Annotated in this window: 31 protein-coding genes and 1 tRNA gene; 23 read left to right on the top strand and 9 right to left on the bottom strand. The window is 67.1% G+C overall.

Translation table 11 applies throughout. The features are described from left to right. Window positions 1-7: 7 nt before the first annotated feature. From ASG75_RS13915 to ASG75_RS13950, 8 genes are all read right to left on the bottom strand, one after another. Window positions 8-877: a hypothetical protein gene (locus ASG75_RS13915; protein ID WP_056390743.1), complete on the bottom strand. Its 870-nt coding sequence runs from the start codon at window positions 875-877 to the stop codon at window positions 8-10. A gap of 144 nt (window positions 878-1,021) precedes the next feature. Beyond that, complete coding sequence (gene nudC / locus ASG75_RS13920) at window positions 1,022-1,996, bottom strand: NAD(+) diphosphatase (RefSeq protein WP_056390745.1); 975 nt, start codon at window positions 1,994-1,996, stop codon at window positions 1,022-1,024. Between the two features lie 11 nt (window positions 1,997-2,007). Further along, complete coding sequence (erpA, locus tag ASG75_RS13925) at window positions 2,008-2,376, bottom strand: iron-sulfur cluster insertion protein ErpA (protein ID WP_056391351.1); 369 nt, start codon at window positions 2,374-2,376, stop codon at window positions 2,008-2,010. Between the two features lie 46 nt (window positions 2,377-2,422). Next, window positions 2,423-2,854 carry a polymer-forming cytoskeletal protein gene (locus tag ASG75_RS13930; RefSeq protein WP_056390748.1) on the bottom strand — a complete coding sequence of 144 codons (432 nt, stop codon included), beginning with the start codon at window positions 2,852-2,854 and terminating at the stop codon, window positions 2,423-2,425. Continuing rightward, window positions 2,841-3,596, bottom strand: a complete 756-nt coding sequence (locus tag ASG75_RS13935) for a DUF6776 family protein (RefSeq protein WP_056390752.1) — start codon at window positions 3,594-3,596, stop codon at window positions 2,841-2,843. The genes ASG75_RS13930 and ASG75_RS13935 overlap by 14 nt, the downstream gene beginning before the upstream one ends. Window positions 3,597-3,701: 105 nt before the next feature. Then, complete coding sequence (gene bfr, locus ASG75_RS13940; protein ID WP_056390755.1) at window positions 3,702-4,172, bottom strand: bacterioferritin; 471 nt, start codon at window positions 4,170-4,172, stop codon at window positions 3,702-3,704. Between the two features lie 128 nt (window positions 4,173-4,300). Further along, the gene (locus ASG75_RS13945) at window positions 4,301-4,498 is read right to left on the bottom strand and encodes a (2Fe-2S)-binding protein (protein ID WP_235580246.1); all 198 of its coding nucleotides are present in this window, start codon (window positions 4,496-4,498) and stop codon (window positions 4,301-4,303) included. Between the two features lie 65 nt (window positions 4,499-4,563). Next, the gene (locus ASG75_RS13950) at window positions 4,564-5,124 is read right to left on the bottom strand and encodes an RNA pyrophosphohydrolase (RefSeq protein WP_056390762.1); all 561 of its coding nucleotides are present in this window, start codon (window positions 5,122-5,124) and stop codon (window positions 4,564-4,566) included. Window positions 5,125-5,305: 181 nt separating this feature from the next. Between ASG75_RS13950 and ASG75_RS13955 the strand changes: the two genes are divergently transcribed. The 14 genes from ASG75_RS13955 (at window position 5,306) to glmU (ending at window position 16,169) form a co-directional block, all read left to right on the top strand. Further along, window positions 5,306-5,382: transfer RNA gene (locus ASG75_RS13955), tRNA-Met, on the top strand. Between the two features lie 60 nt (window positions 5,383-5,442). Beyond that, the gene (gene queD / locus ASG75_RS13960) at window positions 5,443-5,805 is read left to right on the top strand and encodes a 6-carboxytetrahydropterin synthase QueD (protein ID WP_056390764.1); all 363 of its coding nucleotides are present in this window, start codon (window positions 5,443-5,445) and stop codon (window positions 5,803-5,805) included. A gap of 152 nt (window positions 5,806-5,957) precedes the next feature. Then, a complete protein-coding gene (locus ASG75_RS13965) occupies window positions 5,958-6,347 on the top strand; it encodes a phasin family protein (RefSeq protein ID WP_056390767.1) in 390 nt (129 codons plus the stop codon). Between the two features lie 264 nt (window positions 6,348-6,611). Continuing rightward, window positions 6,612-6,977, top strand: a complete 366-nt coding sequence (locus ASG75_RS13970) for a hypothetical protein (protein ID WP_056391355.1) — start codon at window positions 6,612-6,614, stop codon at window positions 6,975-6,977. A gap of 3 nt (window positions 6,978-6,980) precedes the next feature. Further along, the gene (atpB, locus tag ASG75_RS13975) at window positions 6,981-7,799 is read left to right on the top strand and encodes a F0F1 ATP synthase subunit A (RefSeq protein WP_056390770.1); all 819 of its coding nucleotides are present in this window, start codon (window positions 6,981-6,983) and stop codon (window positions 7,797-7,799) included. 69 nt (window positions 7,800-7,868) lie between these two features. Beyond that, a complete protein-coding gene (gene atpE, locus ASG75_RS13980) occupies window positions 7,869-8,162 on the top strand; it encodes a F0F1 ATP synthase subunit C (protein WP_056390773.1) in 294 nt (97 codons plus the stop codon). 101 nt (window positions 8,163-8,263) lie between these two features. Beyond that, on the top strand, window positions 8,264-8,734 hold the full coding sequence (locus ASG75_RS13985; protein ID WP_056390775.1) for a F0F1 ATP synthase subunit B: 471 nt from the start codon (window positions 8,264-8,266) through the stop codon (window positions 8,732-8,734). Window positions 8,735-8,737: 3 nt separating this feature from the next. After that, window positions 8,738-9,271 (top strand): F0F1 ATP synthase subunit delta, encoded by a 534-nt coding sequence (locus ASG75_RS13990; RefSeq protein ID WP_056390777.1) that lies wholly within the window; start codon window positions 8,738-8,740, stop codon window positions 9,269-9,271. Between the two features lie 60 nt (window positions 9,272-9,331). Next, window positions 9,332-10,882: a F0F1 ATP synthase subunit alpha gene (atpA, locus tag ASG75_RS13995; RefSeq protein WP_056390780.1), complete on the top strand. Its 1,551-nt coding sequence runs from the start codon at window positions 9,332-9,334 to the stop codon at window positions 10,880-10,882. 112 nt (window positions 10,883-10,994) lie between these two features. Beyond that, window positions 10,995-11,912, top strand: a complete 918-nt coding sequence (atpG, locus tag ASG75_RS14000; RefSeq protein WP_056390783.1) for a F0F1 ATP synthase subunit gamma — start codon at window positions 10,995-10,997, stop codon at window positions 11,910-11,912. Window positions 11,913-12,042: 130 nt separating this feature from the next. Beyond that, a complete protein-coding gene (atpD, locus tag ASG75_RS14005; RefSeq protein ID WP_056390786.1) occupies window positions 12,043-13,455 on the top strand; it encodes a F0F1 ATP synthase subunit beta in 1,413 nt (470 codons plus the stop codon). A gap of 115 nt (window positions 13,456-13,570) precedes the next feature. Next, on the top strand, window positions 13,571-13,996 hold the full coding sequence (locus ASG75_RS14010; RefSeq protein ID WP_056390789.1) for a F0F1 ATP synthase subunit epsilon: 426 nt from the start codon (window positions 13,571-13,573) through the stop codon (window positions 13,994-13,996). 165 nt (window positions 13,997-14,161) lie between these two features. Next, on the top strand, window positions 14,162-14,698 hold the full coding sequence (locus tag ASG75_RS14015; RefSeq protein ID WP_082547637.1) for a hypothetical protein: 537 nt from the start codon (window positions 14,162-14,164) through the stop codon (window positions 14,696-14,698). A gap of 73 nt (window positions 14,699-14,771) precedes the next feature. Next, the gene (gene glmU / locus ASG75_RS14020) at window positions 14,772-16,169 is read left to right on the top strand and encodes a bifunctional UDP-N-acetylglucosamine diphosphorylase/glucosamine-1-phosphate N-acetyltransferase GlmU (RefSeq protein WP_056390795.1); all 1,398 of its coding nucleotides are present in this window, start codon (window positions 14,772-14,774) and stop codon (window positions 16,167-16,169) included. Window positions 16,170-16,269: 100 nt separating this feature from the next. On the opposite strand, the gene ASG75_RS14025 is transcribed toward glmU, so the two are convergent. Then, the gene (locus tag ASG75_RS14025) at window positions 16,270-17,262 is read right to left on the bottom strand and encodes a hypothetical protein (RefSeq protein WP_056390798.1); all 993 of its coding nucleotides are present in this window, start codon (window positions 17,260-17,262) and stop codon (window positions 16,270-16,272) included. Window positions 17,263-17,354: 92 nt separating this feature from the next. Here ASG75_RS14025 and ASG75_RS14030 point away from each other — a divergent pair, with 92 nt between their 5' ends. The 9 genes from ASG75_RS14030 to ASG75_RS14070 all read left to right on the top strand — a co-directional run bounded on the left by ASG75_RS14030 (window position 17,355) and on the right by ASG75_RS14070 (window position 24,356). Then, on the top strand, window positions 17,355-17,624 hold the full coding sequence (locus ASG75_RS14030; RefSeq protein ID WP_056390803.1) for a phosphopantetheine-binding protein: 270 nt from the start codon (window positions 17,355-17,357) through the stop codon (window positions 17,622-17,624). A 97-nt stretch (window positions 17,625-17,721) separates the two neighbouring features. After that, complete coding sequence (locus ASG75_RS14035) at window positions 17,722-18,438, top strand: hypothetical protein (RefSeq protein ID WP_056391358.1); 717 nt, start codon at window positions 17,722-17,724, stop codon at window positions 18,436-18,438. Further along, window positions 18,435-18,734, top strand: a complete 300-nt coding sequence (locus ASG75_RS14040) for a hypothetical protein (protein WP_056390806.1) — start codon at window positions 18,435-18,437, stop codon at window positions 18,732-18,734. The genes ASG75_RS14035 and ASG75_RS14040 overlap by 4 nt, the downstream gene beginning before the upstream one ends. Next, window positions 18,731-19,687 carry an acyltransferase gene (locus tag ASG75_RS14045; RefSeq protein ID WP_056390809.1) on the top strand — a complete coding sequence of 319 codons (957 nt, stop codon included), beginning with the start codon at window positions 18,731-18,733 and terminating at the stop codon, window positions 19,685-19,687. The genes ASG75_RS14040 and ASG75_RS14045 overlap by 4 nt, the downstream gene beginning before the upstream one ends. Beyond that, window positions 19,614-20,270 (top strand): LolA-related protein, encoded by a 657-nt coding sequence (locus tag ASG75_RS14050; RefSeq protein ID WP_056390812.1) that lies wholly within the window; start codon window positions 19,614-19,616, stop codon window positions 20,268-20,270. The genes ASG75_RS14045 and ASG75_RS14050 overlap by 74 nt, the downstream gene beginning before the upstream one ends. A 2-nt stretch (window positions 20,271-20,272) precedes the next feature. After that, on the top strand, window positions 20,273-22,591 hold the full coding sequence (locus tag ASG75_RS14055) for an MMPL family transporter (protein WP_200935713.1): 2,319 nt from the start codon (window positions 20,273-20,275) through the stop codon (window positions 22,589-22,591). Continuing rightward, window positions 22,575-23,009, top strand: a complete 435-nt coding sequence (locus ASG75_RS14060) for a hypothetical protein (protein ID WP_056390818.1) — start codon at window positions 22,575-22,577, stop codon at window positions 23,007-23,009. The genes ASG75_RS14055 and ASG75_RS14060 overlap by 17 nt, the downstream gene beginning before the upstream one ends. 19 nt (window positions 23,010-23,028) lie before the next feature. After that, the gene (fabG, locus tag ASG75_RS14065; protein WP_056390821.1) at window positions 23,029-23,766 is read left to right on the top strand and encodes a 3-oxoacyl-ACP reductase FabG; all 738 of its coding nucleotides are present in this window, start codon (window positions 23,029-23,031) and stop codon (window positions 23,764-23,766) included. A gap of 62 nt (window positions 23,767-23,828) precedes the next feature. Continuing rightward, on the top strand, window positions 23,829-24,356 hold the full coding sequence (locus tag ASG75_RS14070) for a hypothetical protein (protein ID WP_056390824.1): 528 nt from the start codon (window positions 23,829-23,831) through the stop codon (window positions 24,354-24,356). The last annotated feature ends 34 nt before the right edge of the window (window positions 24,357-24,390 follow it).

Raw genomic sequence — 24,390 nt, forward strand, 5'->3', positions numbered from 1 at the left:
TTTTTCTTCAGCCGACCCAGCTGCCGATCACGATCAGCGCCACCACGCTCAGCCACGCCAGCAAGGCGCGCAGCAAGGCGCCGCGCAGGCGCCGCAGTTCGGCCAGCGGGTCGCTGTGTTCCTCGGCGTAGCCGTCGCCGGCCTCGATATCGATAAACACGTCGGCCTGTGCCGCCGCGCCCAGGAAACCCGGGCTGGCGTCGTACCAGCTGGTCGGCGCGGCTTGGCTGTGCCAGCGCCGCCAGGCGCCGATCACCGCTTCCCAGTGGCCGACCACGGCCAGGGTGAAGGTCAGCAGCTGCGCCGGCAGCCAGTCCAGCGCGTTGGCCACGTAGCCGGCGGCGCGACGGCCGTCCGGATCGAGTCGCAGCGCGTCGTCGCGGCCCAGCGTCTGCGCCAGCCGGTACAGCAGCGCTCCGGCCGGGCCGAGCAGGAAGAACCACAGCAGCACGGCGAAGCGCCGGCGCAACGCGGCATAGGCGACCGCCTCGCCCAGCGCCGGTGCGTTCCAGGCGATCGGACGCCCGTCGTCGGCCAGCGCCTGTGCCGCGGCTTCACGGCTGGCGCCATCCGGGGCGTCCAGGATGGCTTCCAGGTCGGCCTCGAACTCGCGCGGGCCGAAGCAGTACAGCAGCACCGCCAGCGCGAACAGCAACCGCAGCAACTCGCCCAACGGCGAACGTCCGAGCAACCATTCCAGCAGCATGCACAGGGTCAGCGGGAGCAACAGGGCCAGCACCACGCGCCCACCACCGCTGGTGTCCGCTAATTGCGCCACCCAGCGGCGGAACAGGCCGTCGCCGCGCCAGCGTGCCAGTTGCGGCACGACGTGCAACAGGCCGAGGGCGGTGAGGGCAACTAGCAGACTGATGGCCATGACGTAACGGACTCGCGGACAGTGGCTGCCATTGTAAGCGACGGACTGGTGCGGGCATCACGCGAAGGCGTCAACCGCCAATATCATGCGCTCGCCATGCCGAGATTCGCCATGCTCGTCGTGCGCGTGAACTGCCCCGATGGATCAGCGTGGCTGGTTGTCGGCGACCAGCGCGTCCAGGTCCAGCCCCGCGCGCTGTTGCAGCCAGTGCGCCAGCAATTGATAGGACACCGATAGTCGCGTGGAAGGCAGGAAGCTGCCGTCGGCGATGCCGTCGACGATCTGCTGCGGGGTGAACCAGCGTGCGTCTTCCAGCTCGTGGTCGCGCATGACGATCCGCCGCGACACCGCGGTGGCGATGAAGCCGACCATCAGCGAAGCCGGCATCGGCCACGGCTGCGAGGAGTGGTAGCGCACTTCGTCGACGATCACGCCGGCTTCCTCGGCCACTTCGCGGCGTACCGCATCCTCCAGCGCCTCGCCCGGCTCGATGAAGCCGGCCAGGGTGGAATAGCGGCCGGGCGGCCAGCCGGCTTGGCGGCCGAGCAGGCAGGCGCCGTCGTGCTCGACCAGCATGATCACGGCGGCATCGGTGCGCGGGAAATGCAAACGCGCGCAGTCCGGGTTGGTGCATTGCGCGCGATGGCCGGCGGCGACCAGCAGCAGCGGTGCGCCGCAGTGCGCGCAAAAGCGCGTCTCGCGCTGCCAGTGCGACAGGCCCTTGGCGTAGGCGAACAGGCTGGCCTCGTCGGCGGCCAGCTGCAGGCCGGCGCTGCGCAGATTCATGCGGCGTGCGTCCAGCGCAGTTTCGAGTTCGCCGATGCGCGCGGGGTCGTCCACCACCAGCAGGAAATGCGGGCGTTCGTAGGCGATGCCGAGCAGGCTGGCGTGCAGCTCGCCCAGCCATTGTTCGCGTTCGTTCACGTCGAGCCAGCGCAACGCGTCGCCGTCGCGGCGCAGGAAGGCTTCGCCGCCGGCATCCAGCAGCAGGTAACGCGCTTCCGGCGCGCGCGCCTGCTCGACGATCCACACCGATTCGTCGCGCGACTCGGCGACACGGTCCAGCACCAGGCTGAGCCCGGCGAACGTGTTCGGCGGCGGCAGTTTGGCCCGATCCATCGGCGGCGTGCTCAGGCGGAGAACGAGGAGCCGCAGCCGCAGGTGGTCTTCGCGTTCGGGTTGCTGATCACGAACTGCGCGCCGCTGAGGTTCTCGGCGTAGTCGATCTGTGCACCGGCGAGGTATTGCAGCGACAGCGGATCGCACAGCAGGGTCACGCCCTCGCGCTCGATCGCCAGGTCGTCCTCGGCCTGGGCCTCGTCGAAGGTGAAGCCGTACTGGAAACCCGAGCAGCCGCCGCCGGAGATGTAGACGCGCAGCTTCAGCGCCGGGTTGCCCTCTTCGGCAATCAGTTCATGCACCTTGTGCGCGGCGGCGGCGGTGAACACCAGCGGGGCGCCGCTGCTGCGGTAATCGGGGATCGCGACGAGAGTTTCCATGGTCATCTAGATGGGGGCGTGGCGGACTGTAGCCAAGCATACCGCTTCAGGCCGGCATGGCCTCGTCGAGTTCGGCATCCGGTGCCGGCAATTCGCGCTGCGCTCCCTCGGCCTGGCGCGAGATGCGCCCGTTGACCTGGGCGCCGGCGGCCATTTCCAGCGTGTGGTAGCGCAGGTCGCCGTCGATGCGCGCCTGCGGCGCCAGTTCCAGCCGCACGCTGACGTTGACGTCGCCGGTCACGTGGCCGTTGATCACCGCCTGCGGCACGTGGATCTCGCCGTGCACCTGGCCGTGCTCGCTGAGCGTGAACATGGCATCGTCGCCCTCGCCCAGCACGGTGCCCTCGATGCGGCCGTCCAGGTGCAGCGCGCCGCTGAAGCGCAGGTCGCCGCGGATCACCGTGCCGCGGGCGATCAGGCTGGTCTCGTGGCTGGTGTTGTTGCGGTCGTTGCGTTCGTTGCGTCTACGGTTGAGCATCGCGATCCCCTTCGGCGTTGGTGATGTTTCCGCTCAGCGCGGCGCCCCATGCGACGGCACGGTTGACCGGCTCGCCGCTGGCGGGCTGAATGCTGATGCGCAATCGCGTCGGGCGAAAATCCGCCGGCAGCACGATGGTGCCGTGCAATTGCTGGAAATAGGTGAAACGGAACGGCAGGCCGTCCTTCTGCGCGGCATCGCCGAGCGCGGGCCAGTCCAGCCGCGCCACCTGGTCGCCGCGCAGGCCTTCCACGCTGACCAGCGCGTTGCCGGAAATCTCGTTGCCGCGCTTGGCGTTCTGGGTCAGGCTGAGGCTGAGGTTCCAGCCGCGCGAGCCGGTAATCGGCTGCAGCTTCACTTCCTGCAGCTTCAGCCCCTGCCGCTGGGCATCGCCGCCGACCAGTCGCGAGTAGAAGCCCAGGTCGGCGCGCAGGCCGTTGAGCTCTTCCTCGCGCTGGGCCAGGGTGCCGCGCAGCGAACGGGTGGCGACTTCGTTGACCTGGGCCGCGCGCTGCAGGTTCGCGAGCTGCTGCTTCAGGTCGTCGATCTGGCCGAGCAGGGCGCGCTGCTGGCGATTGTCGACCGCGGCCGGGGCATTTGCCCGCCGGCCTAGCGCAGTAACGACCAGACCGACCACCAGCAGGCTGCCGAGCCATGCCAGGCCCAGCCACAACCAGCGTCGGCGCTGGCTGGCGTCGTCGTGCCGGCGCACGACAAAACGCGGTGGTGGTCGTGAGGCCATGCGGCGCGTTCCGGGGAAAACCGAAGGTATAGCCCCGGCGTGATGAAAGCGTCAAGGAACGGGTGCACGCTTCGGCGCGCCGGACCTCGATGCAGCCGACGTGGCTCAGCTCTGCATCTTGCTTTGCAGGTAGCGCTCCGCACCGATGTCCTTGACCAGGCTGAACTGGGTTTCCAGCCAGTCGATGTGTTCTTCCTCGTCGTGCAGGATGTTCTTGAACAGGTCGCGGCTGATGTAGTCGGCGATGCCTTCGCTGTACGCGATCGCCTCGCGCAGGTCCTTCACCGCGGCCAGTTCCAGGTCCAGGTCGCCCTGCATCGATTCCAGCGCATTCTCGCCGATGCGCAGCTTGCCCAGGTGTTGCAGGTTCGGCAGGCCATCGAGGAACAGGATGCGCTCGATCAGGTGATCGGCGTGCTTCATCTCCTCGATCGATTCCTTGTACTCGTGCTCGGCCAGCTCGGTGTAGCCCCAGTCCTTGAGCATGCGGTAATGCAGGAAGTACTGATTGATCGCGGTCAGTTCGTTGTAGAGCACCTTGTTGAGGAACTCGATGACCTTGGCATCACCCTTCATGGTCGTTCTCCCGTCGACAGACAACGTGGACTATACGAATTCCACGCGGGAATCGACGGAATGAGAATGGCAATGGTTTGCCTGTGCGCGGGAGGACATCCGCGCATGGCAAGTAGAAGATGAAGGGCTCAGGCTGCGGCGAACGGCAGCTGGCAACGGACCTGCAACACCGCCTGGTCGAACGTGGCGCGGGCTTCCTGCTCGCAGCAGCCGCAGCAGTCCGAGCAGCCGGTGCGGGCCTGCAGTTCGGCAAAGGTATGCACGCCATCGGCCGCTTCGCGGCGGATGTCGTGGTCGGTGACGGCATTGCACATGCAGATGTACATGGCGCGTATAAGAACGCGAATGCGAATGATTGTCAACAAGCAGTTGACGGGCTGCTGCCATCCGTTCAGGCGGCGGCGCGGCCGTCGCGTGGCCCGGTCGGCGGAGTGTCGGCGTCGTCGCGCGGCGGCAGAGTGCCCAGCTGGACGCTGAACAGGTCCTCCACCAGCGGGGCGAAGTGGCGCAGTGCGCGTTCGTACACCTGCCGCTTGAAGTTGACGACGTGCGCGGCGGGGTACCAGAAGTCGACCCAGCGCCACAGATCGAACTCCGGCTTGTCGCAGGCATCCAGCTTCAGCGCCTCCTCGCCGCCGACCAGCTTGAGCAGGAACCAGACCTGCTTCTGGCCGATGCAGGTGGGCCGCTGGTGGTGGCGCACATAACGGTTCGGCAGGCGATAGCGCAGCCAGCCGTGGGTGGCGCTGATGACCTCGACGTGGTGCGCGGCGAGGCCGGTCTCCTCCTCCAGTTCGCGGTACATCGCCTCCAGCGGGGTCTCGTCCGAGCGCATGCCACCCTGCGGGAACTGCCAGCCGTCGCGATTGACCCGGCGCGCCCAGAACAGCCGGCCGTCTGCATTCAGCAGCACGATGCCGACATTCGGACGGTAGCCATCTACATCGATCATGTCGCCTCCTGGAGTCGAACGGCGCGGCCATGGCCGGCAAGACCGCAGCGAAGTCCTGCGGTCGATTCAACCACGGCGCGCAAAGCGGCGGCAAGCGGCGGACTTGAACCGACCGGGTTACCCAACTACACTGCCGCGCCCCGCCCGCATCGTTCTGATCCGGCATGGCGGGTTTCCCCAAGGCTATGTAGCTCAGCCGGTTAGAGCACAGCACTCATAATGCTGGGGTCGGTGGTTCGAGTCCACCCATAGCCACCAGGACCAGGGCGTGTGTCTTTCCGCCGGTCCGTTCATCGCCACAACACGCAGGCGTTCGCCATGCATATCTTCAAGGTGTTTCAGATCGAGGCGGCGCATCGGTTGCCGAACGTGCCGGCCGGGCACAAGTGCGCGCGACTGCACGGGCATTCGCTCCGCATCGAGATCCATGTGACGGGCGAGCCGGACCCGCAACTGGGCTGGGTGATGGACTTCGCCGACGTGAAGGCGGCCTTTGCGCCGCTGTACGAGCAGCTCGACCATCACTATCTCAACGAGATCGAGGGGCTGGAGAACCCGACCAGCGAGATGCTGGCGCGCTGGATCTGGCAGCGGCTGCAACCGCGCCTGGCCGGGCTGGACAAGGTCGTGGTGCACGAGACCTGCACCTCGGGAGCCAGCTGCAGTCGCGACAGCTTTTGACGCGCCGCGGCAGTGCTTAAAATTGACATAAGTCACAGTTTTTCATGAATGTTTACCGACGGGCCCGCTTGCACACGAAAATATATGTTGCATTGCAACAGAAGGGTTGCTAAAGTGCATGCCACTACCCCATCCTCAGCGAGGACTACGTCATGACGCAGCAACTCAACAACCAGCTTTTCGCTTTCACCAAGCAGTTCACCGACAGCGCGTTCAAGGCGCAGTCGCTGGCTCTGAAGGGTCTCGAGACGGTCGCCGAGCTGCAGCTCAAGGCGCTCGAGGAGCAGGCCAAGGTCTCCGCTGAATTCGTCGCCGAAGCGCTGGAAACCCGCGACATCAACGGCCTGCGCAGCCTGTGGGAAAAGGGAACCAGCCTGAGCCGCGACAACGCCGAGCGTGCGGTGGCGGTTTCGCAGGAAGTGCTCGCGATTACCCAGAAGACTGCCGAGTCGCTGAATGCGCTCGTGCAGGAGCAGCGCCAGGCCGCCAACGACGCCGTCGTCGCGCCGGTCGCCGCTGCCAAGAAGGCTGCCGCCAAGTAATTCAGCCGTACGTCGCAGTTCACGCGATGAAACAGGGCCGAACCGAGTGTTCGGCCCTGTTTGTATGTACGGTTCGCAGGAACATGCCGGCGGTGGTGGGCTGGGCGAATGCGGTCCGTGCGGGCGGAGTCCGGACGGTCGGACACGATGCCGCAGGCTGCACGGCTTGTCCGCGCAATTGCCGCACTGATATACTTTTGCGGATTGGATCGTGGCCCGCAGCTGTATCGGTGCCGCCTGATGCAGGCCGCGCGGAGACGCTACGTGCTGAACAGTCTTGCCTCTGGTCGACGCCTCGCCTTGCGCATCATTTTGCTGCAGCTTGCTGTGGCGCTGCTGGCTGGCCTGGCTTTCCTGATGCTGGGGCGCCGTGAAGCGGTGGCGGCAGCGGCAGGTGCGGCGCTGGTGGCGCTGGGTACCGCGTTGGTGTCGGCGCGATTCTTCAGCGGCCTCGGCGGGGCGGGCCTGGCGTTGAGCCGCCTGCTGACGGGCATGTTCCTGAAATGGATCGTGATCGTCGGGGGGCTGGTCGTGATCCTGTTCCAACTCAAGTTGCCACCGCTGGCCGCCATCACGGGGTTGGCGGCGGCTTACGCGGTTTATCTGCTGGCGTTCAGATTCAAGGGTTGATCCATGGCAAGCGAGCCGCAGGGCGGTCTTACCGAATACATCCAGCACCATCTGCAGCATCTGACTCCGCACACGAGCGAGGGCGGTTTCTGGGCGGTGCACGTCGACTCGATCACCGTGTCGCTGGCGTTGGGCGTGATGTTCTGCCTGTGGTTCTGGCTGAAGGCGCGCAAGGCCACCGCCGGCGTGCCGAGCAAGGGCCAGGCTTTTGTCGAGATCGTGCTGGAGTTCGTCGACGGTCAGGTCAAGGACGTGTTCCACGGCGATCGCCGCGTGCTCGGCCCGTTGGCGCTGACCGTGTTTGTCTGGGTGTTCCTGATGAACGCGATGGACCTGCTGCCGGTCGACCTGATTCCGTGGATTACTGAGAAGTTCGGCATCGGCCATTTCCGTGCGGTACCCACTGCGGATACCAGCATGACGTTCGCGATGTCGATCACGGTGTTCCTGCTGATCATTTTCTATAGCTTCAAGGCCAAGGGCTTCAGCGGCTACATGAGCGAGCTGTTCACTGCGCCGTTTGGCAAGCACCCGTTGCTGTGGCTCCCCAATTTCGCGCTGAACCTGGTCGAGCTGCTGTCCAAGCCGGTGAGCTTGGCGATGCGACTGTTCGGCAACATGTATGCAGGCGAGCTGGTGTTCATGCTGATCGCCGGCCTGTTCAGCGCCGGTGCGGGCCTGGCCGGCTGGGCGTTGTATGGCGCGGGCATCATCGGTTACACGGTGTGGGGCATCTTCCACATTCTGATCATCTCGATTCAGGCGTTCATTTTCATGGTGCTGACGATCGTGTACATCTCGATGGCGCACGATCACCACTGATCCGCGTTCTCGAATCATCTGCTTCAATCGTTTTTATCTATTTCAGTTTGAATTTCTCAGGAGACTACCGTGGAACATCTCGTCCAGTTTGCACAAATCCAGGGCTTCACCGCCATCGCACTCGGCCTGATCATCGGTCTCGGCGCACTCGGTGCCTGTATCGGTATCGGCGTCATGGGCTCGAAGTTTCTTGAAGCTGCTGCCCGTCAGCCTGAGCTGGTACCGCTGCTGCAGGGTCGCATGTTCCTGCTCGCCGGTCTGATCGACGCCGCGTTCCTGATTGGCGTGGCGCTGGCGATGTACTTCGCCGTTGCCAACCCGCTGCTGGGCAAGATCCTGACGGCTGCAGGCGCAGGTCAGTAATTTGATCGTTCGGCGCGCCGCCGTGGTGGCGCTGCCGCGTATCCGGCACGGGTATTTGATGCCCGTGTTCGTTTTATTCCGTATTTACAGGTAACGCAGCGATGCTTCCCAACGGCACTCTGATTGGCGAAATGATTTCGTTCGCCATCCTGATCTGGTTCTCTGTCCACTTCATCTGGCCGCATATCAACAAGGCCATCGAAGAGCGGCAGATCAAGATCGCCGAAGGCCTGAATGCGGCCGAGCGCGCCCATGCCGAGCTGAAGAGCGCGGACGTGAAGGTGGCTGGCGAGATCAAGCAGGCCCGCCTGCAGGCTTCCGAGATCATCGACAAGGCCCAGCAGCAGGCCAACCAGATCATCGAGAAGGCCCGTGGCGAAGTGGTCAGCGAGATCAACCGGCTGAAGGCGGCGGCGCAGGACGACATCGCCTCGATGGCGCAGCGTGCGCGTGACCAGTTGCGTGAGCAGGTCGGCGCGTTGGCCGTGCAGGGCGCCAGCAAGATCGTGCAGCGCGAGGTTGATGCGTCGACGCACAAGGCCTTGCTCGACCAGCTCGCGGCCGAGATCTGATCCATGGCCCAGGCAATCACCCTCGCCCGTCCGTACGCCCGCGCCGCCTTCGAAGTGGCGCATGCGGCCGGCACGCTGGACGCATGGTCGCAGGCGCTGGCGTTCGCCGCCGCGGTGGCGAAGGATCCGCGCGTGGCCGGGCTCGGCAACGATCCGCGGGTGCTGCCGGCGCAGTTGGTGGCCTTGCATCTACCCACCGGTGTGGCCGCCGACGCCCCGTTCGGGCAGTTCCTCGTCGAGATGGCCGAACAGCGCCGGCTGGCGTTGCTGCCGGAAGTGGCCGAATTGTTCGAGGCGTTCAAGCGCGAGTCCGAGTCGCAGCTGCTGGTCAAGGTGACCAGCGCGATGGCGCTGGATGCGACCCAGGCCGAGCAACTCAAGGCATCGCTGAAGCGCCGCTTCAAGCGCGAGATCGAACTCGATACCCGGGTCGATGCCTCGCTGCTGGCCGGCGTGGTGATCGATACCGGCGCAGAAGTGATCGACGGCTCCGCACGCGGACGCCTGGCGCAGCTGGCCAGCGCTCTGGCGCATTGACCTAAGAATCAAAAACTATCGGGTGCCGCTGATGCGGCGCGAATCCCAGGAAAACTTGCCATGTCCAGCACCACTTTGAATCCGTCCGAGATCAGCGAACTGATCAAGAGCCGCATCGAGCAGTTCAAGCTCGGCGCGGAAGCGCGCAACGAGGGCACGATCATCAGCGTGTCCGACGGCATCGTGCGCATCCACGGCCTCGCCGATGTGATGCAGGGCGAAATGATCGAGTTGCCGGGGAATTCGTTTGCCCTCGCCTTGAACCTCGAGCGCGACTCGGTCGGCGCCGTGGTGCTCGGCGAATACCAGCATCTGCGCGAAGGCGACACCGCCAAGACCACCGGCCGCATCCTCGAAGTGCCGGTCGGCCCCGAGCTGCTCGGCCGCGTCGTCGACGCGCTGGGCAACCCGATCGACGGCAAGGGCCCGCTGAACGCCAAGCTCAACGCACCGATCGAGAAGGTCGCGCCGGGCGTGATCTGGCGCAAGTCGGTCGACCAGCCGCTGCAGACCGGCTACAAGTCGGTCGACGCGATGATCCCGGTCGGCCGCGGCCAGCGCGAGCTGATCATCGGCGACCGCCAGACCGGCAAGACCGCGCTGGCGATCGACGCGATCATCGCGCAGAAGGATTCCGGCATTAAGTGCATCTACGTCGCGATCGGCCAGAAGCGCTCGTCGATCGCCAACGTGGTGCGCAAGCTCGACGAGAACGGCGCGCTGGCCAACACCATCATCGTGGTCGCCTCGGCGTCCGAGTCGGCCGCGCTGCAGTACGTCGCGCCGTACTCCGGTTGCGCGATGGGCGAATACTTCCGCGACCGCGGCCAGGACGCGCTGATCGTCTATGACGATCTGTCCAAGCAGGCCGTGGCGTATCGCCAGATCTCGCTGCTGCTGAAGCGCCCGCCGGGCCGCGAGGCGTATCCGGGCGACGTGTTCTATCTGCACAGCCGTCTGCTCGAGCGCGCCTCGCGCGTGTCCGAGGAGTACGTCGAGAAGTTCACCAACGGCGAAGTGAAGGGCAAGACCGGTTCGCTGACCGCGCTGCCGATCATCGAGACCCAGGGCGGCGACGTTTCGGCGTTCGTGCCGACCAACGTGATCTCGATCACCGACGGCCAGATCTTCCTGGAGACCGACCTGTTCAACGCCGGCATCCGTCCGGCCGTGAACGCCGGTATCTCGGTGTCTCGCGTCGGCGGCGCCGCGCAGACCAAGATCGTCAAGAAGCTGTCCGGCGGCGTGAAGCTGGCCCTGGCGCAGTTCCGCGAGCTGGCCGCGTTCGCGCAGTTCGCCTCGGACCTGGACCCGGTCACGCGCGCCCAGCTGGACCGCGGTCAGCGCGTCACCGAGCTGATGAAGCAGAAGCAGTATTCGCCGCTGTCGATCGCCGAGCTGGCGCTGTCGGTGTACGCCGCCGAGCAGGGCTACCTCGACGACCTGCCGGTGAACCAGGTGCTGGCGTTCGAGAAGGGCCTGCACGCGTTCATGCACCAGAACCACGCCGACCTGATGAAGACCATCGTGGCCACCGGCAACTGGGACAAGGACATCGAGGCGACCTTCAAGGCCTCGCTGGACGAGTACAAGAAGACCGGTAGCTGGTAAGAGAAGCCGGGAATCGGGATTTGAGATTCGGGATTCGGCAGAGCTCAAGTTCGCAGCTTTTACGAATCCCCAATCCCGAATCCCACGAGTGAGCAAAGCGAGCGAGTAGAAAATGGCCAGCGGACGCGAAATCAAAACCAAGATCAAGAGCACGCAGAACATGCGCAAGGTGACGCGCGCGCTCGAGATGGTCTCGGCCTCGAAGATCCGCAAGGCGCAGGATCTGATGAAGGCCTCGCGTCCGTATGCGCGCTCGATGCGCAAGGTGATCGCGCACGTGGCGCAGGCCAGCACCGACTTCAGCCATCCGTTCATGGTCCAGCGCGACAACGTGGCGCGGGTCGGCTACATCGTGGTGTCGACCGACCGCGGCCTGTGCGGCGGCCTCAACTCCAACCTGTTCCGCCGCCTGCTGCCGACGATCGCCGAATGGCAGAAGCAGGGCGTGCAGGTCGACGTGGTGGCAATCGGCCAGAAGGCGGTGGCGTTCTTCCGCCGCCTCAAGGGCGTTAACCTGGTCGGCAGCGTCAGCCACCTCGGCGAGAAGCCCAAGCTTGAGCAACTGGTCGGCGTGATCAAGGTCATGATGGACGCCTACCAGGCCAACGGCCTGGACCGCGTGTTCCTCGCCTATAACGACTTCGTCAACACCATGACGCAGAAGCCGACCATCGACGCGCTGCTGCCGCTGCCGCTGGTGGCTTCGGAGATGGAAGCGCACCAGGAAGCAGGCGAGTCGGCCTATGCCGGAGTCAAGCTGGAGGCGAGCCACGACTGGGACTATATCTACGAGCCGGACGCGCAGACCGTGCTGGAGCACGTGCTGACCCGCTACATCGAGTCGGTGGTGTACCAGGCGGCGCTGGAGAACCTGGCCAGCGAGCACGCCGCGCGCATGGTCGCGATGAAGAGCGCGTCGGACAACGCGAACAAGGTGATCGACGAGCTGACGCTGGTCTACAACAAGGCGCGTCAGGCCGCGATCACCCAGGAAATCTCGGAAATCGTCAGCGGTGCAGCAGCGGTCTGATCCAGACGGGATTCGGGAGACGGGATTCGGGATTCGTAGAAGCGTCAAGCGCGCTCCGGCTCTTCCAAATCCCGAATCTCGAATCCCGAATCCCCAACAAACATTCAAGTTACCAGGTGGAGTTATCCCAATGAGCCAGGGCAAAGTTGTTCAGATCATCGGCGCGGTCGTCGACGTGGAGTTTCCGCGCGACCAGGTGCCGCAGGTGTATGACGCACTGAAAATCGACGGCACCGCGATCACGCTGGAAGTCCAGCAGCAGCTCGGCGACGGCATCGTGCGCACGATCGCGCTCGGTTCCACCGAAGGCCTGAAGCGCGGCCTGCAGGCGCGCAACACCGGCGAAGGCATCAAGGTGCCGGTCGGCAAGAAGACGCTCGGTCGCATCATGGACGTGCTCGGCAATCCGATCGACGAAGCCGGCCCGATCGGCGAGCAGGATCAGTGGGTGATCCATCGCGAGGCGCCGAGCTACGCCGACCAGGCCGCCGCGAACGACCTGCTGGAAACCGGCATCAAGGTGATCGACTTGGTCTGCCCGTTCGCCAAGGGCGGCAAGGTCGGCCTGTTCGGCGGCGCCGGCGTCGGCAAGACCGTCAACATGATGGAACTGATCAACAACATCGCGAAGGCGCACGAAGGCCTGTCGGTGTTCGCCGGCGTGGGCGAGCGTACCCGCGAGGGCAACGACTTCTACCACGAGATGAAAGACTCCAACGTGCTCGACAAGGTCGCGATGGTATACGGCCAGATGAACGAGCCGCCGGGCAACCGCCTGCGCGTCGCGCTGACCGGCCTGACCATGGCCGAGTACTTCCGCGACGAGAAGGACGAACACGGCAAGGGTCGCGACGTGCTGTTCTTCGTCGACAACATCTACCGCTACACGCTGGCCGGTACCGAAGTGTCCGCGCTGCTCGGCCGCATGCCGTCGGCGGTGGGCTACCAGCCGACCCTGGCCGAAGAAATGGGCGTGCTGCAGGAGCGCATCACCTCGACCAAGACCGGCTCGATCACCTCGATCCAGGCCGTCTACGTGCCCGCGGACGACCTGACCGATCCGTCGCCGGCCACCACCTTCGCCCACTTGGACGCGACCGTGGTGTTGAGCCGCAACATCGCAAGCCTGGGTATCTACCCGGCCGTGGATCCGCTCGATTCAACCAGCCGCCAGCTCGATCCGAACGTGATCGGCCAGGAGCACTACGACGTCGCCCGCAAGGTGCAGGGCACGTTGCAGCGCTACAAGGAGCTGAAGGACATCATCGCGATCCTCGGCATGGACGAGCTCAGCGAAGAGGACAAGCAGGCCGTGGCGCGTGCGCGCAAGTGCGAGCGCTTCTTCTCGCAGCCGTTCCACGTGGCCGAGGTGTTTACCGGTTCGCCGGGCAAGTACGTGTCGCTGAAGGAAACCATCCGCGGCTTCAAGATGATCGTCGATGGCGACGTCGACCACCTGCCGGAGCAGGCGTTCTACATGGTCGGCGGCATCGACGAGGCGATCAAGAAAGCGGAAGAGATGGGTGCCAAGAAAGCCGCCTGATCCTTTAGCCGGGAATAGGGAATAGGGAATCGGCAAAGCAGCATCACCGCGCTTTTGACGATTCCCGAATCCCTAATCCCGAATCCCGTTCGACCGAGCGTAGCGAGAGAGAATCATGACCCACACCATTCGCGTCGACATCGTCAGTGCCGAAGCCGAGATCTTCTCCGGCGACGCGACGATGGTCGTTGCCACCGGCGAAATCGGCGAGCTCGGCATCACGCCGCGCCACGCACCGCTGATCACCCGTCTCAAGCCGGGCCACGTCGACGTGCTGCTGGCCAGTGGCGAGCGCCAGCAGTTCTGGGTTTCCGGCGGCATGCTGGAAGTGCAGCCGCAGGTGGTCACCGTGCTGGCCGACACCGCGGCCCGCGCCGCCGACCTGGACGAGGCCTCCGCGCAGCGCGCCAAGAAGGAAGCCGAAGACGCGCTGGCGAACCGCACCGACGCGATGGAAATCGCCGAGGCCCAGGCCAAGCTGGTCGAGGCGATGACCCAGCTGCAGGCGCTGGAGCGCCTGCGCAAGAACCTCAAGCACTGATTTTTGCGCTCATCTCTGATCGCGAAGGTCAAGCGGGCGGCCGTCCGTGGCCGCACTCATGGATGAAGCGGTCGCTTCGATGGACACTTCAGAAAAGGACGCCGGCCTTGTGCCGGCGTTTTTGCATCGGCACGATGCAGCTTTGGGCAGACAGGGATGATGACGATGACGCGGCTGAAGTACGCATGGAGCGGACTGTTGCTGACCCTTGTCGGCTGCGCCACCACGCCGCCCCTGCCGCCGCCGCCGTCCGCCACGGGCGAGGCATCGTGGCGCGCCGTGGTGCCGCCCGGCACGACACGCTACCAGCTGGCGTTGGGCGAAGTCTCCAGTGGCGGCACGCCGTTCCAGCGCGTGACGCCGGCGTATCCGCCCAGTCTGCTCGCCCGCTGCCCGCCGCCGCAGGAAGTGCCGGCACTGCTGATCGTCGACGGGCAGGGCAAGGTCGGCGAAGTGCGTGTGACGGGTGAGGCGCAGGCCGATGCGGGCCGACACGCATTCATCGACGCGGTGCGCGTGGCCGCGTTGCAGTGGCAGTTCAGTCCATTGACGATCGACCACTGGGCTGCCGATGCCGACGGCAACAGCCACGTGGTGGACAGCGAGACGAAGCCGTTCAGTCTGAGCTACGTGTTCCGCTTCGAATGCCACGGCGGCAAATCGTCCGTATCCACCGAGGCATCGCGCGCCGCGCATCCCTGAGCCGTGGCCTGCCATCGCCAGGACAGATCTGGCTGCTATGCTTTTTGATCGAGACGCGACAAGGCCGACGACCATGAACCATGCTCCGCTGCACGTCATCATCCTCGCCGCCGGCGCCGGCACGCGGATGAAATCGAACCGGCCGAAGGTGTTGATGCCGCTGGCCGGCCGGCCCTTGCTGGCGCACGTGATCGCTGCGGCGCGCGCGCTGCAGCCGGCGATGATCCACGTCGTCTACGGCCATGGCGGCGAGCAGGTGCAGGCCGCGTTTGCCGGCCAGGGCGACCCCGGATCAAGTCCGGGGCAGGCTCTGCGCTGGGCGCTGCAGGCGGAGCGGTTGGGTACCGGTCATGCGGTGGAACAGGCGCTGGCCGGCGTGCCCGATGGCGTGGGCGTACTGGTGCTGTACGGCGACGTGCCGCTGACCCGGGTCGAGACACTGCAGCAGCTGGTGGCGGCCGAAGGCGGTTTCAGCCTGCTCACCACCCGGCTCGCCGATCCGCACGGCTACGGCCGCGTGTTGTGCGGCGGCGACGGCCGCGTGCGCGCGGTGGTCGAAGAGAAGGATGCCGATGCCGACCAGCGTGCGGTGAACCTGGTCAACACCGGTATCCTGGTCGCCGAGGCACAGGCCTTGCGAGGCTGGATCGGCCGGCTCGATCGCAACAACGCGCAGGGCGAGTACTACCTGACCGACATCTTCCGCATGGCTGCCGCGGAAAACCGGGCCGCGCTCAGCGTCGAGTGCGTCGACCCGATCGAGGCCGCCGGCGCCAACAATCCGCTGCAGCTGGCCGAGCTGGAAGCGGCGTATCGCCAGCGCGCCGCGCGCGCGCTGATGTCCGCTGGCGTGCGCCTGGCTGATCCCTTGCGCATCGACGTGCGCGGCACGGTCGAGGCCGGTCACGATGTCGAGCTGGACATCGACGTGATCCTGGAAGGCCGCGTGGTGCTCGGCGACGACGTGCGCATCGGCGCGTTCACCCGGCTGAAGGACGTGCAGCTGGCGGCCGGCAGCGTGGTGCAGTCGCACTGCGACCTGGACGGCGTGGTGACCCACGGCCCCTGCACGATCGGCCCGTTCGCGCGGCTGCGCCCCGGCACCGAACTCGATGGCGGCGTGCACGTGGGCAACTTCGTCGAAACCAAGAAAACCCGCCTCGGCGAAGGCAGCAAGGCAAACCACCTCACCTACCTCGGCGACACCGTGGTGGGCCGCGGCGTCAACATCGGCGCCGGCACCATCACCTGCAACTACGACGGCGTGAACAAGTTCACCACGCGCATCGGCGACGGCGCCTTCATCGGCTCCAACAGCGCGCTGGTGGCGCCGGTGACGATCGGCGCACTGGCCACCATCGGCGCCGGTTCGGTGATCACCCGCGACGCGCCGGAAGGCGAACTCACCGTGGCGCGTGGCAGGCAGCAGACGTTCGAGGGCTGGAAGCGGCCGGTGAAAAGCCGGGAATAGGGATTTGGGATTCGGGATTCGGAAAAAGTCAGAAGCCGCGGCGCAAGTCCTCGCTTTTCCGAATCCCGAATCCCGAATCTCAAATCCCGAATCCCGGCTGTCAGGCGTAGCGCCAGCCGTCGATCTCCACCAGCAGCTCGCTGCGGCAGATGTCGCCGTGCAGCAGCAGCGCCGGCACGCCGGGCAGGCGAGTTTGCAGGAAGTCGCGCACGCGCGCGGCGTCGGCGCCGTGGCGCACGTAGGCCTTCAGCGGCGAGCGGGTGTCGAAGCCGGCAGCCATGCCGGCGCTGGCCAGCAGCGCTTCGAGGTTGGTCAGGGTTTCTTCCAGCTGGGCGTCGAGGTCGTCCTGGTGCGCCGAGGCGTGGCCGACCACGGCGGCGGTGCCGGAGATCGCCAGCACGTCCTGCGCCGGCAGCGCCATCGCGCGGGCGAAGCTGGGCGGCGTGCGGCCGTACTGGCGCGGGTAGCGCCAGGCGCTGACCTGGCGCGGGTTTTCCACCCGCTGGCCGGGCTGGTCGCAGGCCAGCAGGTAGACCTGCAGCCGGTGCGGGTCGCCGTGATGGCCGATCGCGGTGGCGGCGGGGAAGCCTTCGGCGAAAAAGTCGCCCATGCCGCTGGCGCGGCCGTCGCAGAAGTGCTTGTAGCGCTCGGCGTCGCCGTTGCCGTGGTTGATCGCGCCGAGATAATTCCAGACCCGCAGCACGTGCTGCGCCTCGCGCGTGGCGACGAAGCGGTGCAGCTGTTCGTAGGCCAGCCGGGCGGTGGCGATGGGGCCGCCGTGTTCGCGCTCGTCCAGTTCGATCGAGACGAACAGCCAGCCGCCGCCGGCCGACCAGCGCAGCGCGCCGTCGCTGCCGCTGCTGACCGGCGTGTCGACTTGCCACAGTTCCAGCGGCGCAGGCGCGTCGAAGGTTTCCAGCGCCACCTGCAGGTAGCGCGGGTCGCTGCTGGCCGGGGTGCCGGCGCCGAAGCCGAACAGCGCCAGCGTGCCGGGTTCGGCCAGGGTCGCGGCGACCTCGGCCATGCGGTAGGACACCCGCGGCGCGCGGCGCGGCTGCGGGTCGATCTGGGGGTTTTCACAGCCCTGCATCATTGCGTGCAACCGGGGACGACAAGGGCGCTATGTTACACTCCGCGCCCACTGCCACCGGGGGGAGGCAATGTATCCAGTGTACGGAATCGAGCATGGCGGAACAGACAGCGGCACAGCACGAATTGGCCACCTTGGTCGTGGCATGCCTGAATCTCGAGACCGTGACCCCGGAACAGATCGACCCGGAAGCGCCGCTGTTCGGCGGCGAACTGGGCCTGGATTCCATCGACGCGCTGGAGATCGCCCTGGCCGTGTCCAAGCGCTACGGCTTCCAGCTGCGCTCGGACAACCCGGACAACCGGCAGATCTTCACCAGCCTGCGCACGCTGTCCGCGCATGTCGAGAAGAACCGCGTCGGTTGAAGCGGGCGCATCGACGCATCGACGTCGCTTCTGTCACGCCGTGTTCCGGCGCCGGTGGCAGGCTGGCGGCTTCGACGGAGCCAGCGCGGAACCCGGCATGACGTCCTCTTCACCACTTGACGGCACGACGCGGCGCTACGGCCTGCTGTTGCTGCCGGCCTATCCGCTGCTGGCGATCGCCGGCGCGGTGACGCATCGGCAGGTCTTCGCGCTGCTGGCGCTGGCCCTGCTGCTGACCGTGCTGATGCTGCCGCACCTGCTGACGCGCCGCGCCGCGCCGTGGCTGTGGTGGTCGGGCGTACTGGCCGGCTTGCTGTGGACGTGGCGGTACGGCTTTGCCGACTTGCTGCTGGAGGCGGTGCCGGTGCTGATCAATGCGCTGCTGGCGGGCTGGTTCGGCCGCACGCTGGGCACGTCCGAGCCGCTGGTGGCGCGTTTCATCATTGCCATCGAAGGCGCCGAACGGCTGCAGCAACCGGGCGTGGCCGCCTACGCGCGCCAGATCACCTGGTTCTGGACGCTGCTGCTGGGCGCCCAGGCACTGCTGCTGAGCGTGCTGCTGCTGTGCGCCGACCACAACGGCCTGCTGGCGCGCGCCGGCATCGCCGCGCCACTGCAGGTGCCCGAGCGCTGGGCCGCGACGTGGCTGCACCTGGGTTGCTACATCCTGCTGGCGGTGGCGTTCCTGCTGGAATACGCCTATCGCCGCTGGCGCCTGCGCCATCTGCATCATCCTGGCCTGCACGACATGTTGCTGCAGCTGGTGCTGCACTGGCCGCAACTGCTGCGCGGCAAGCACGCGGTGGCGCCATGACCGCCGGCTTCGAACAGGCGCTATGCATCGGCGCGGGGCATCCGGCGTTGCCCGGCCACTTTCCCGGTGCGCCGCTGGTGCCGGGGGTGGTCCTGCTGGAGCAGGTGGCGCTGGCCCTGCGCGCCTGGCGCGGCCAGCGGCTGGGCCGCGTGCTGGAAGCGAAGTTCGCGGCGCCGCTGCTGCCGGAAGAAACCGCCACGTTGCGCCTGACCGCCGCGGACGGCGCGCGGGCGCGTTTCGAGATCCGGCGTGACGGCATCCTGCTGGCGCGCGGCCTGGTCGAGGGAACGACATGAGCACGCACGCACACTGGCAGAGCCGACCGGAAGGCGGCGGACGTTTCGCGATCTGGCTGATCCGCACGATCGCGCTGTACGGCGGGCGCCGCATGGGCCGGCTGTGCCTGTACCCGATCACGCTGTACTTCTTCCTGCGTCGCGGGCCGGAACGGCAGGCCTCGCGGCAATACCTGCAGCGCGCGTTCGGCCGGCCGGCCACGACGTGGCAGGTGCTGAAGCACATCCACTGTTTCGCCGCGACGATCCTGGACCGGATCTTCCTGCTCGCGCACGGCGAGCAGCCGTTCCAGATCGAGACCGAGGGTCTGGACCTGCTCGACCAGCGCATCGCGCAGGGCCGCGGCGTGCTGCTGTTCGGCTCGCACCAGGGCAGTTTCGAGGCGCTGCGGGCGATCGGCGCGCGCCGGCCGGAGATGCCGCTGCGCGTGGTGCTGGACAAGCAGAAGACCCCGGCGATGACCGAGCTGCTCGAAGCGCTGGCGCCCGACGTGGGCGCCTGCGTGATCGACGCGGCGCAGGACGGCACCACGATCGCGCTGGCGATGGCCGAGGCCTGCCACGACGGCGCGCTGGTGGCGATGCTGGCCGATCGCGGCCGCGGCCACGAGGTGTTGCGGCGCACCGGTTTCCTCGGTTCTTCCGCACCGTTCCCGATCAGCCCGTGGCTGCTGGCGCATACGCTGCAGGTGCCGGTGGTACTGTGCTTCGGGCTGTACCTGGGCGGCAACCGCTACAAGCTGGTCTTCGAGCCGTTCAGCGACCAGGTGCAGATCCCGCGGCAGGATCGCGGCCCGGCGCTGGATGCGTTGATTGCCCGCTACGCGCAACGGCTGGAACACTACATCCATGTCGCTCCCTACAACTGGTTCAACTTCTATGATTTCTGGCAAGACGCGCCTGTGGCTGACGGGCCTGCTGCTGCCGCTGTGGGCGAGCGCGTCGGCGTCTGAGCCGGCGCCGGCAGCGTCGTCCGCGCCGGCGCTGATCGCGGCCCTGGGCCAGCCCGCGCCCGCGCATACCGCCTTCGCCGAAGCGCGTTTCCTGCAGGTGCTCGACCGGCCGCTGGTGGTTTCCGGCGAATTGTCGTGGCTCGGCGGCGACCGCTTGCAGCGGCGCGTCGATCACCCGCAGCAGGAAACGTCCACCATCGCCGACGGCGAGGTGACCCAGCAGCGCGCCGGCAAGAGTCCGCGGCACTTTTCGCTGAAGCGTGCGCCGCAGTTGCAGGTGCTGCTGGACAGCTTCGTGGCCTTGCTCAGCGGCGACGCCGCACGATTGCAGCAGGCGTTCGAGATCCGCCAGGGCGGCGCCGCCGCCGGCGCGTGGACGCTGACCCTGGTGCCGCGCGACGCTCGCGTGGCGAAGACCGTCGCCAGCATCCGCATCGACGGCTACGCGAAGGCCTCGCGCTGCATGCACATGCAGGAAGCCGATGGCGATCTCGCGGTCGACCTGCTCGGCCCGCTGGCCGCGCAGATGCCGGCCGAGCCCACCCGTGAAGCGCTGCAGGCGCTGTGTCAGAGCGCGCCCTGAGCATGCGTCGGGGCGCACGCGCGGCACTGCTGATCGGATGGTTGCTGGCGCTGGCCGGGCTCGGCTGGATGGTCAGCCAGCGGCTGCACGTCAGCACCGACCTGCGCAGCTTCATGCCCGCGCCGACCACGCCGGACCAGCGCCTGCTGATGGAGCAGGTCGGCGAGGGGCCGGGTTCGCGTTTGCTGCTGTTGTCCATCTCTGGCCAGTCCGACGAACAGCTGGCGGCGCTGAGCCAGGGTCTCGCCGCGGCGCTGAAGAACGACAAACGCTACAGCCAGGCGCTCAATGGCAGCTTCGATCTCGGCGCGCTGGACGCCAGCCTGCTGCCGTATCGCTACCTGCTGTCGCCCACGTTGGACACGCAGCCGCTGGACGAGGCGTATCTGGCCGACCAGCTGCAGCAGCGGCTGGACGATCTTTCCTCACCGGCCGCCAGTCTGCTGAAAGGTCTGTTGCCGCGCGACCCCACGCTGGAGGTGCTGAAGCTGGCCGAGTTGTGGGCGCCGGCGAAATCGCCGGAGCTGCGCGAGGGCGTGTGGTTCTCGCCGCAGGACGAAGCGCTGTTGCTGGTGCAGACGGTGGCTGCCGGGTTCGACCCGGGCGCGCAGCAGCAGGCGATCGACGGCATCCGCCAGGCCTTTCATGCGTTGCCCGGCAGTGCCGGCGCGAAGCTCGAACTGAGCGGGCCGGGCTATTTCAGCGTGGTGGTCGGTGCACAGACGCGGCATCAGGCCGACTGGATCGGGCGCATCTCCACCGTGGGTTTCATCGCGCTGCTGCTGCTGGCGTATCGCAGCTTCAGCTCGCTGCTGCTGTCGGCGCTGCCGATCGCCAGCGCCGCGCTGGCCGGCATCGCCGCGTTGACCGTGGCGTTTCCCGAAGTACACGGGATCACCCTGGCGTTCGGCTTCACCCTGCTCGGCGTGGCGCAGGAATACCCGATCCGCGTGCTCAGCCACCGCCGCGCCGGCGAGGATGCGGTGCACAGCGTGCGCGCGTTGTGGCCGCTGCTGCTGACCGCCATCGCCTCGGCCTGCATCGCCTACCTGGCGTTCTACGCGTCGGGCGTGAACGGGCTGAAGCAGCTGGCCGTGTTCACCATCGTCGGCCTGCTGGTGGCCGGCTTCAGCACACGCTACCTGCTGCCGCACCTGCTGCCGCGGCGCGTGCGCGACGTCGCCGACATGCGCTGGCTGGCGCGTGCACGCGATGTGGTCGACCGGCTGCCGCGGCCGCGCTGGATTCCCGTGGCGGTCGCCGTGGCGATCGTGCTGATGCTGGCGCTCGCACCGGCGCCGTTCTGGCAGAACAACCTCGCCGCGCTGACTCCGCTGCCGCAGGATCTGCTGCAGCACGACGCGCGCCTGCGCGAGGCGCTCGGCGCGCCCGACGTGCGCTACCTGCTGGTGCTGCAGGCGCCGACCGAGCAGGGCGTGCTGGCGCTGTCGGAGCAACTGCAGCCGCGCGTCGATGCACTGCTGGCGCAACACGCGGCCGACGCGCTGGAACTGCCGTCGCGCTATCTGCCGACAGTAGCGTTGCAGCGCGAACGCCAGCAGGAGCTGCCTGATCGCGCCACGCTGCAGCACGCGCTGGACGAAGCCTTGCAGGGCCTGCCGTTCCGTGCCGACCTGTTCCAGCCGTTCGTCGACGATGTGGAAACCGCGCGCACGCTGCCACCACTGACGCCGCAACGCTACGCGCAGACGCCGCTGGGCCAGCGCCTCGCCGCCATGCTGGTGGAGCGCGACGGGCACTGGCTGGGCCTGGGCACGGTCAGCGGCGTGCACGATGCGGACGCGCTGCAGGCGCTGGGCGAAAACACGAACGGCACGGTGCGCCTGCTCGACCTCAAGGCAGCCTCGGAGTCGCTGGTGGTCGACTACCGCACGCGCATCCTGCAGGCCCTGCTGGTCGCCGCGATTTTGCTGGTGCTGACCATCACGTTCGCCCTGCGCAGCCTGCGCCGCGCCTGGCACGTGCTGGCGCCGATGACCCTGGCCACCTTCCTGGTGCTGGCGGTGGAGCGCGTGGCCGGTGTCGAGATCTCGCTGTTCCACCTGGTCGCGCTGATCCTCGCCGGCGGCCTCGGTCTGCACTACGCGCTGTTCTTCGAGCGCGACACCGGCGACCCGGCCGAGCAGCGACGCACCCTGCACGCCACCCTTGTCTGTGTGTTGTCCGCACTGCTGGTGTTCGGCATGCTGGCGTGGGCGACGATCCCGGTGCTGCGTGCGATCGGGCTCACCGTGAGCCTGGGCGTGGCGTTCCACTTCTGCCTGTCGATCCTGATGGCGCCGCATGCTCGACAAGACTGACTGGGCGCACCTGATCCCGCACGCGGGCACGATGTGCCTGCTCGATGCGGTGCTGGCGTGGGACGAACGCACGATCTACGCGATCAGTGCAAACCATGCGCGCGCGGACAACCCGTTGCGCGGCGCGCACGGCCTGCACGCCGTGCACCTGGCCGAATACGGCGCGCAGGCGATGGCAGTGCACGGCGCGCTGCTGGCACGTGCGCGCGGCAGCGAGACGGTGCGTCCCGGCATGCTGGTCAGCCTGCGCGACGTGCAGTTGTTCGAGGAATACGTCGATCGGCTCGGCGGCCATCTGGACGTCCATGCCGAATGCCTTTACGCGGACGACGGCGGCGCGCAGTATGCGTTCCGCGTCGAGCACCGCGGCCGCCTGCTCGCCAGCGGTCGCGCCGCGGTCATTCATTCTTCCCGCTGATTTACCTGCGAGGTCTGCCATGTCCGAAGCCCATCCCGCGCGCCGCGCCCTGGTCACCGGCGGCAGCGGCGAGCTCGGCGGCGCGATCTGCCACGCGCTCGCCGTGGCCGGCTGGCACGTCATCGTGCACGGCCATCACAGCCTGACCCGGGCCGAGGAAACCGCCGCGGCGATCGTTGCTGCGGGCGGCAGCGCGCAGGCGCTGGCGTTCGACGTCACTGACGCGGAAGTGACCCGTGCCGCGCTGGACGTTCTGCTGTCCGAAGGGCCGGTCCACGCGCTGGTCAACAACGCCGGCATCCACGACGACGCGCCGATGGCCGGCATGAGCGACGAGCAGTGGCACCGGGTGATCGACGTCTCGCTGCATGGTTTCTTCCACGTCACCCAGCCGCTGCTGCTGCCGATGGCGCGCGCGCGTTTCGGCCGCATCGTTTCGATCGGCTCGGCGGCGGCGCAGCTGGGCAATCGCGGCCAGACCAATTACGCCGCGGCGAAGGCCGCGCTGGTGGGCGCCAGCAAGTCGCTGGCGCGCGAGATGGCCTCGCGCGGGATCACCGTCAACGTGGTCGCGCCCGGCGTGATCGAGGGGCGCATGGCCGATGCCGCGTTCCCGCCCGAACGCATCCGCGAGCTGGTGCCCGCGCAGCGCGCCGGCAGGCCGGAGGAAGTCGCCGCGCTGGTCGCGTTCCTGTGCTCGGACGCGGCCGGCTACATCAACGGCCAGCTGATCGGCGTCAACGGCGCGATGGGCTGAGCGGCAGCGAGCCGGCATACTGTGCGGACGGAGCCAGGGGGCTCCATCACGGAGGATGTCTGATGCGCAAGACTGTTCTTGTTTTCGCCGCCTTGCTGTGCGGCGCTGTTTCCGTTGCCCATGCCGCCGACAACATCGCGGCGCCTGCCGCAGTGAGCGTGCCGACGGTGGTTCCTTTCGCGCAGGATGCGGTGATCGCGGGTGCGATCAAGCGCGAATGCCAGCTTGGCGAGAAGCTGTCTGGCTTCATCAAGAAGTACGGGCAGGAGAACGGCGTGACCGTGACGCAGGCGGCGCAGGTCAGCGCCGATTCGGCGGGCCGTGCGCTGGTGCTGGAGATCACCGATTCGGTGGCCGATGGCAACGCATTCCTGGGCCATCACACCTACACCACGGTGAAGGGCAGGCTCTATCAGGATGGCGTTGAGGTCGGCAATTTCATCGGCCGGCGCAATTCGATGGGCGGCGCGTTCGGTGGCTTCAAGGGCAATTGCTCGGTGCTCGGGCGCACCGTCCGGGCGCTTGGGGAAGACATTGCCGGCTGGCTGGCCCAGCCCGGCAAGGACGGCATGCTCGGCGACCTGCAGTAACCGGGTCGGCGCCAGGCCATCGTCCCCGAGGCGA

This window comes from Rhodanobacter sp. Soil772, from assembly GCF_001428385.1.
Classification (GTDB): domain Bacteria; phylum Pseudomonadota; class Gammaproteobacteria; order Xanthomonadales; family Rhodanobacteraceae; genus Rhodanobacter.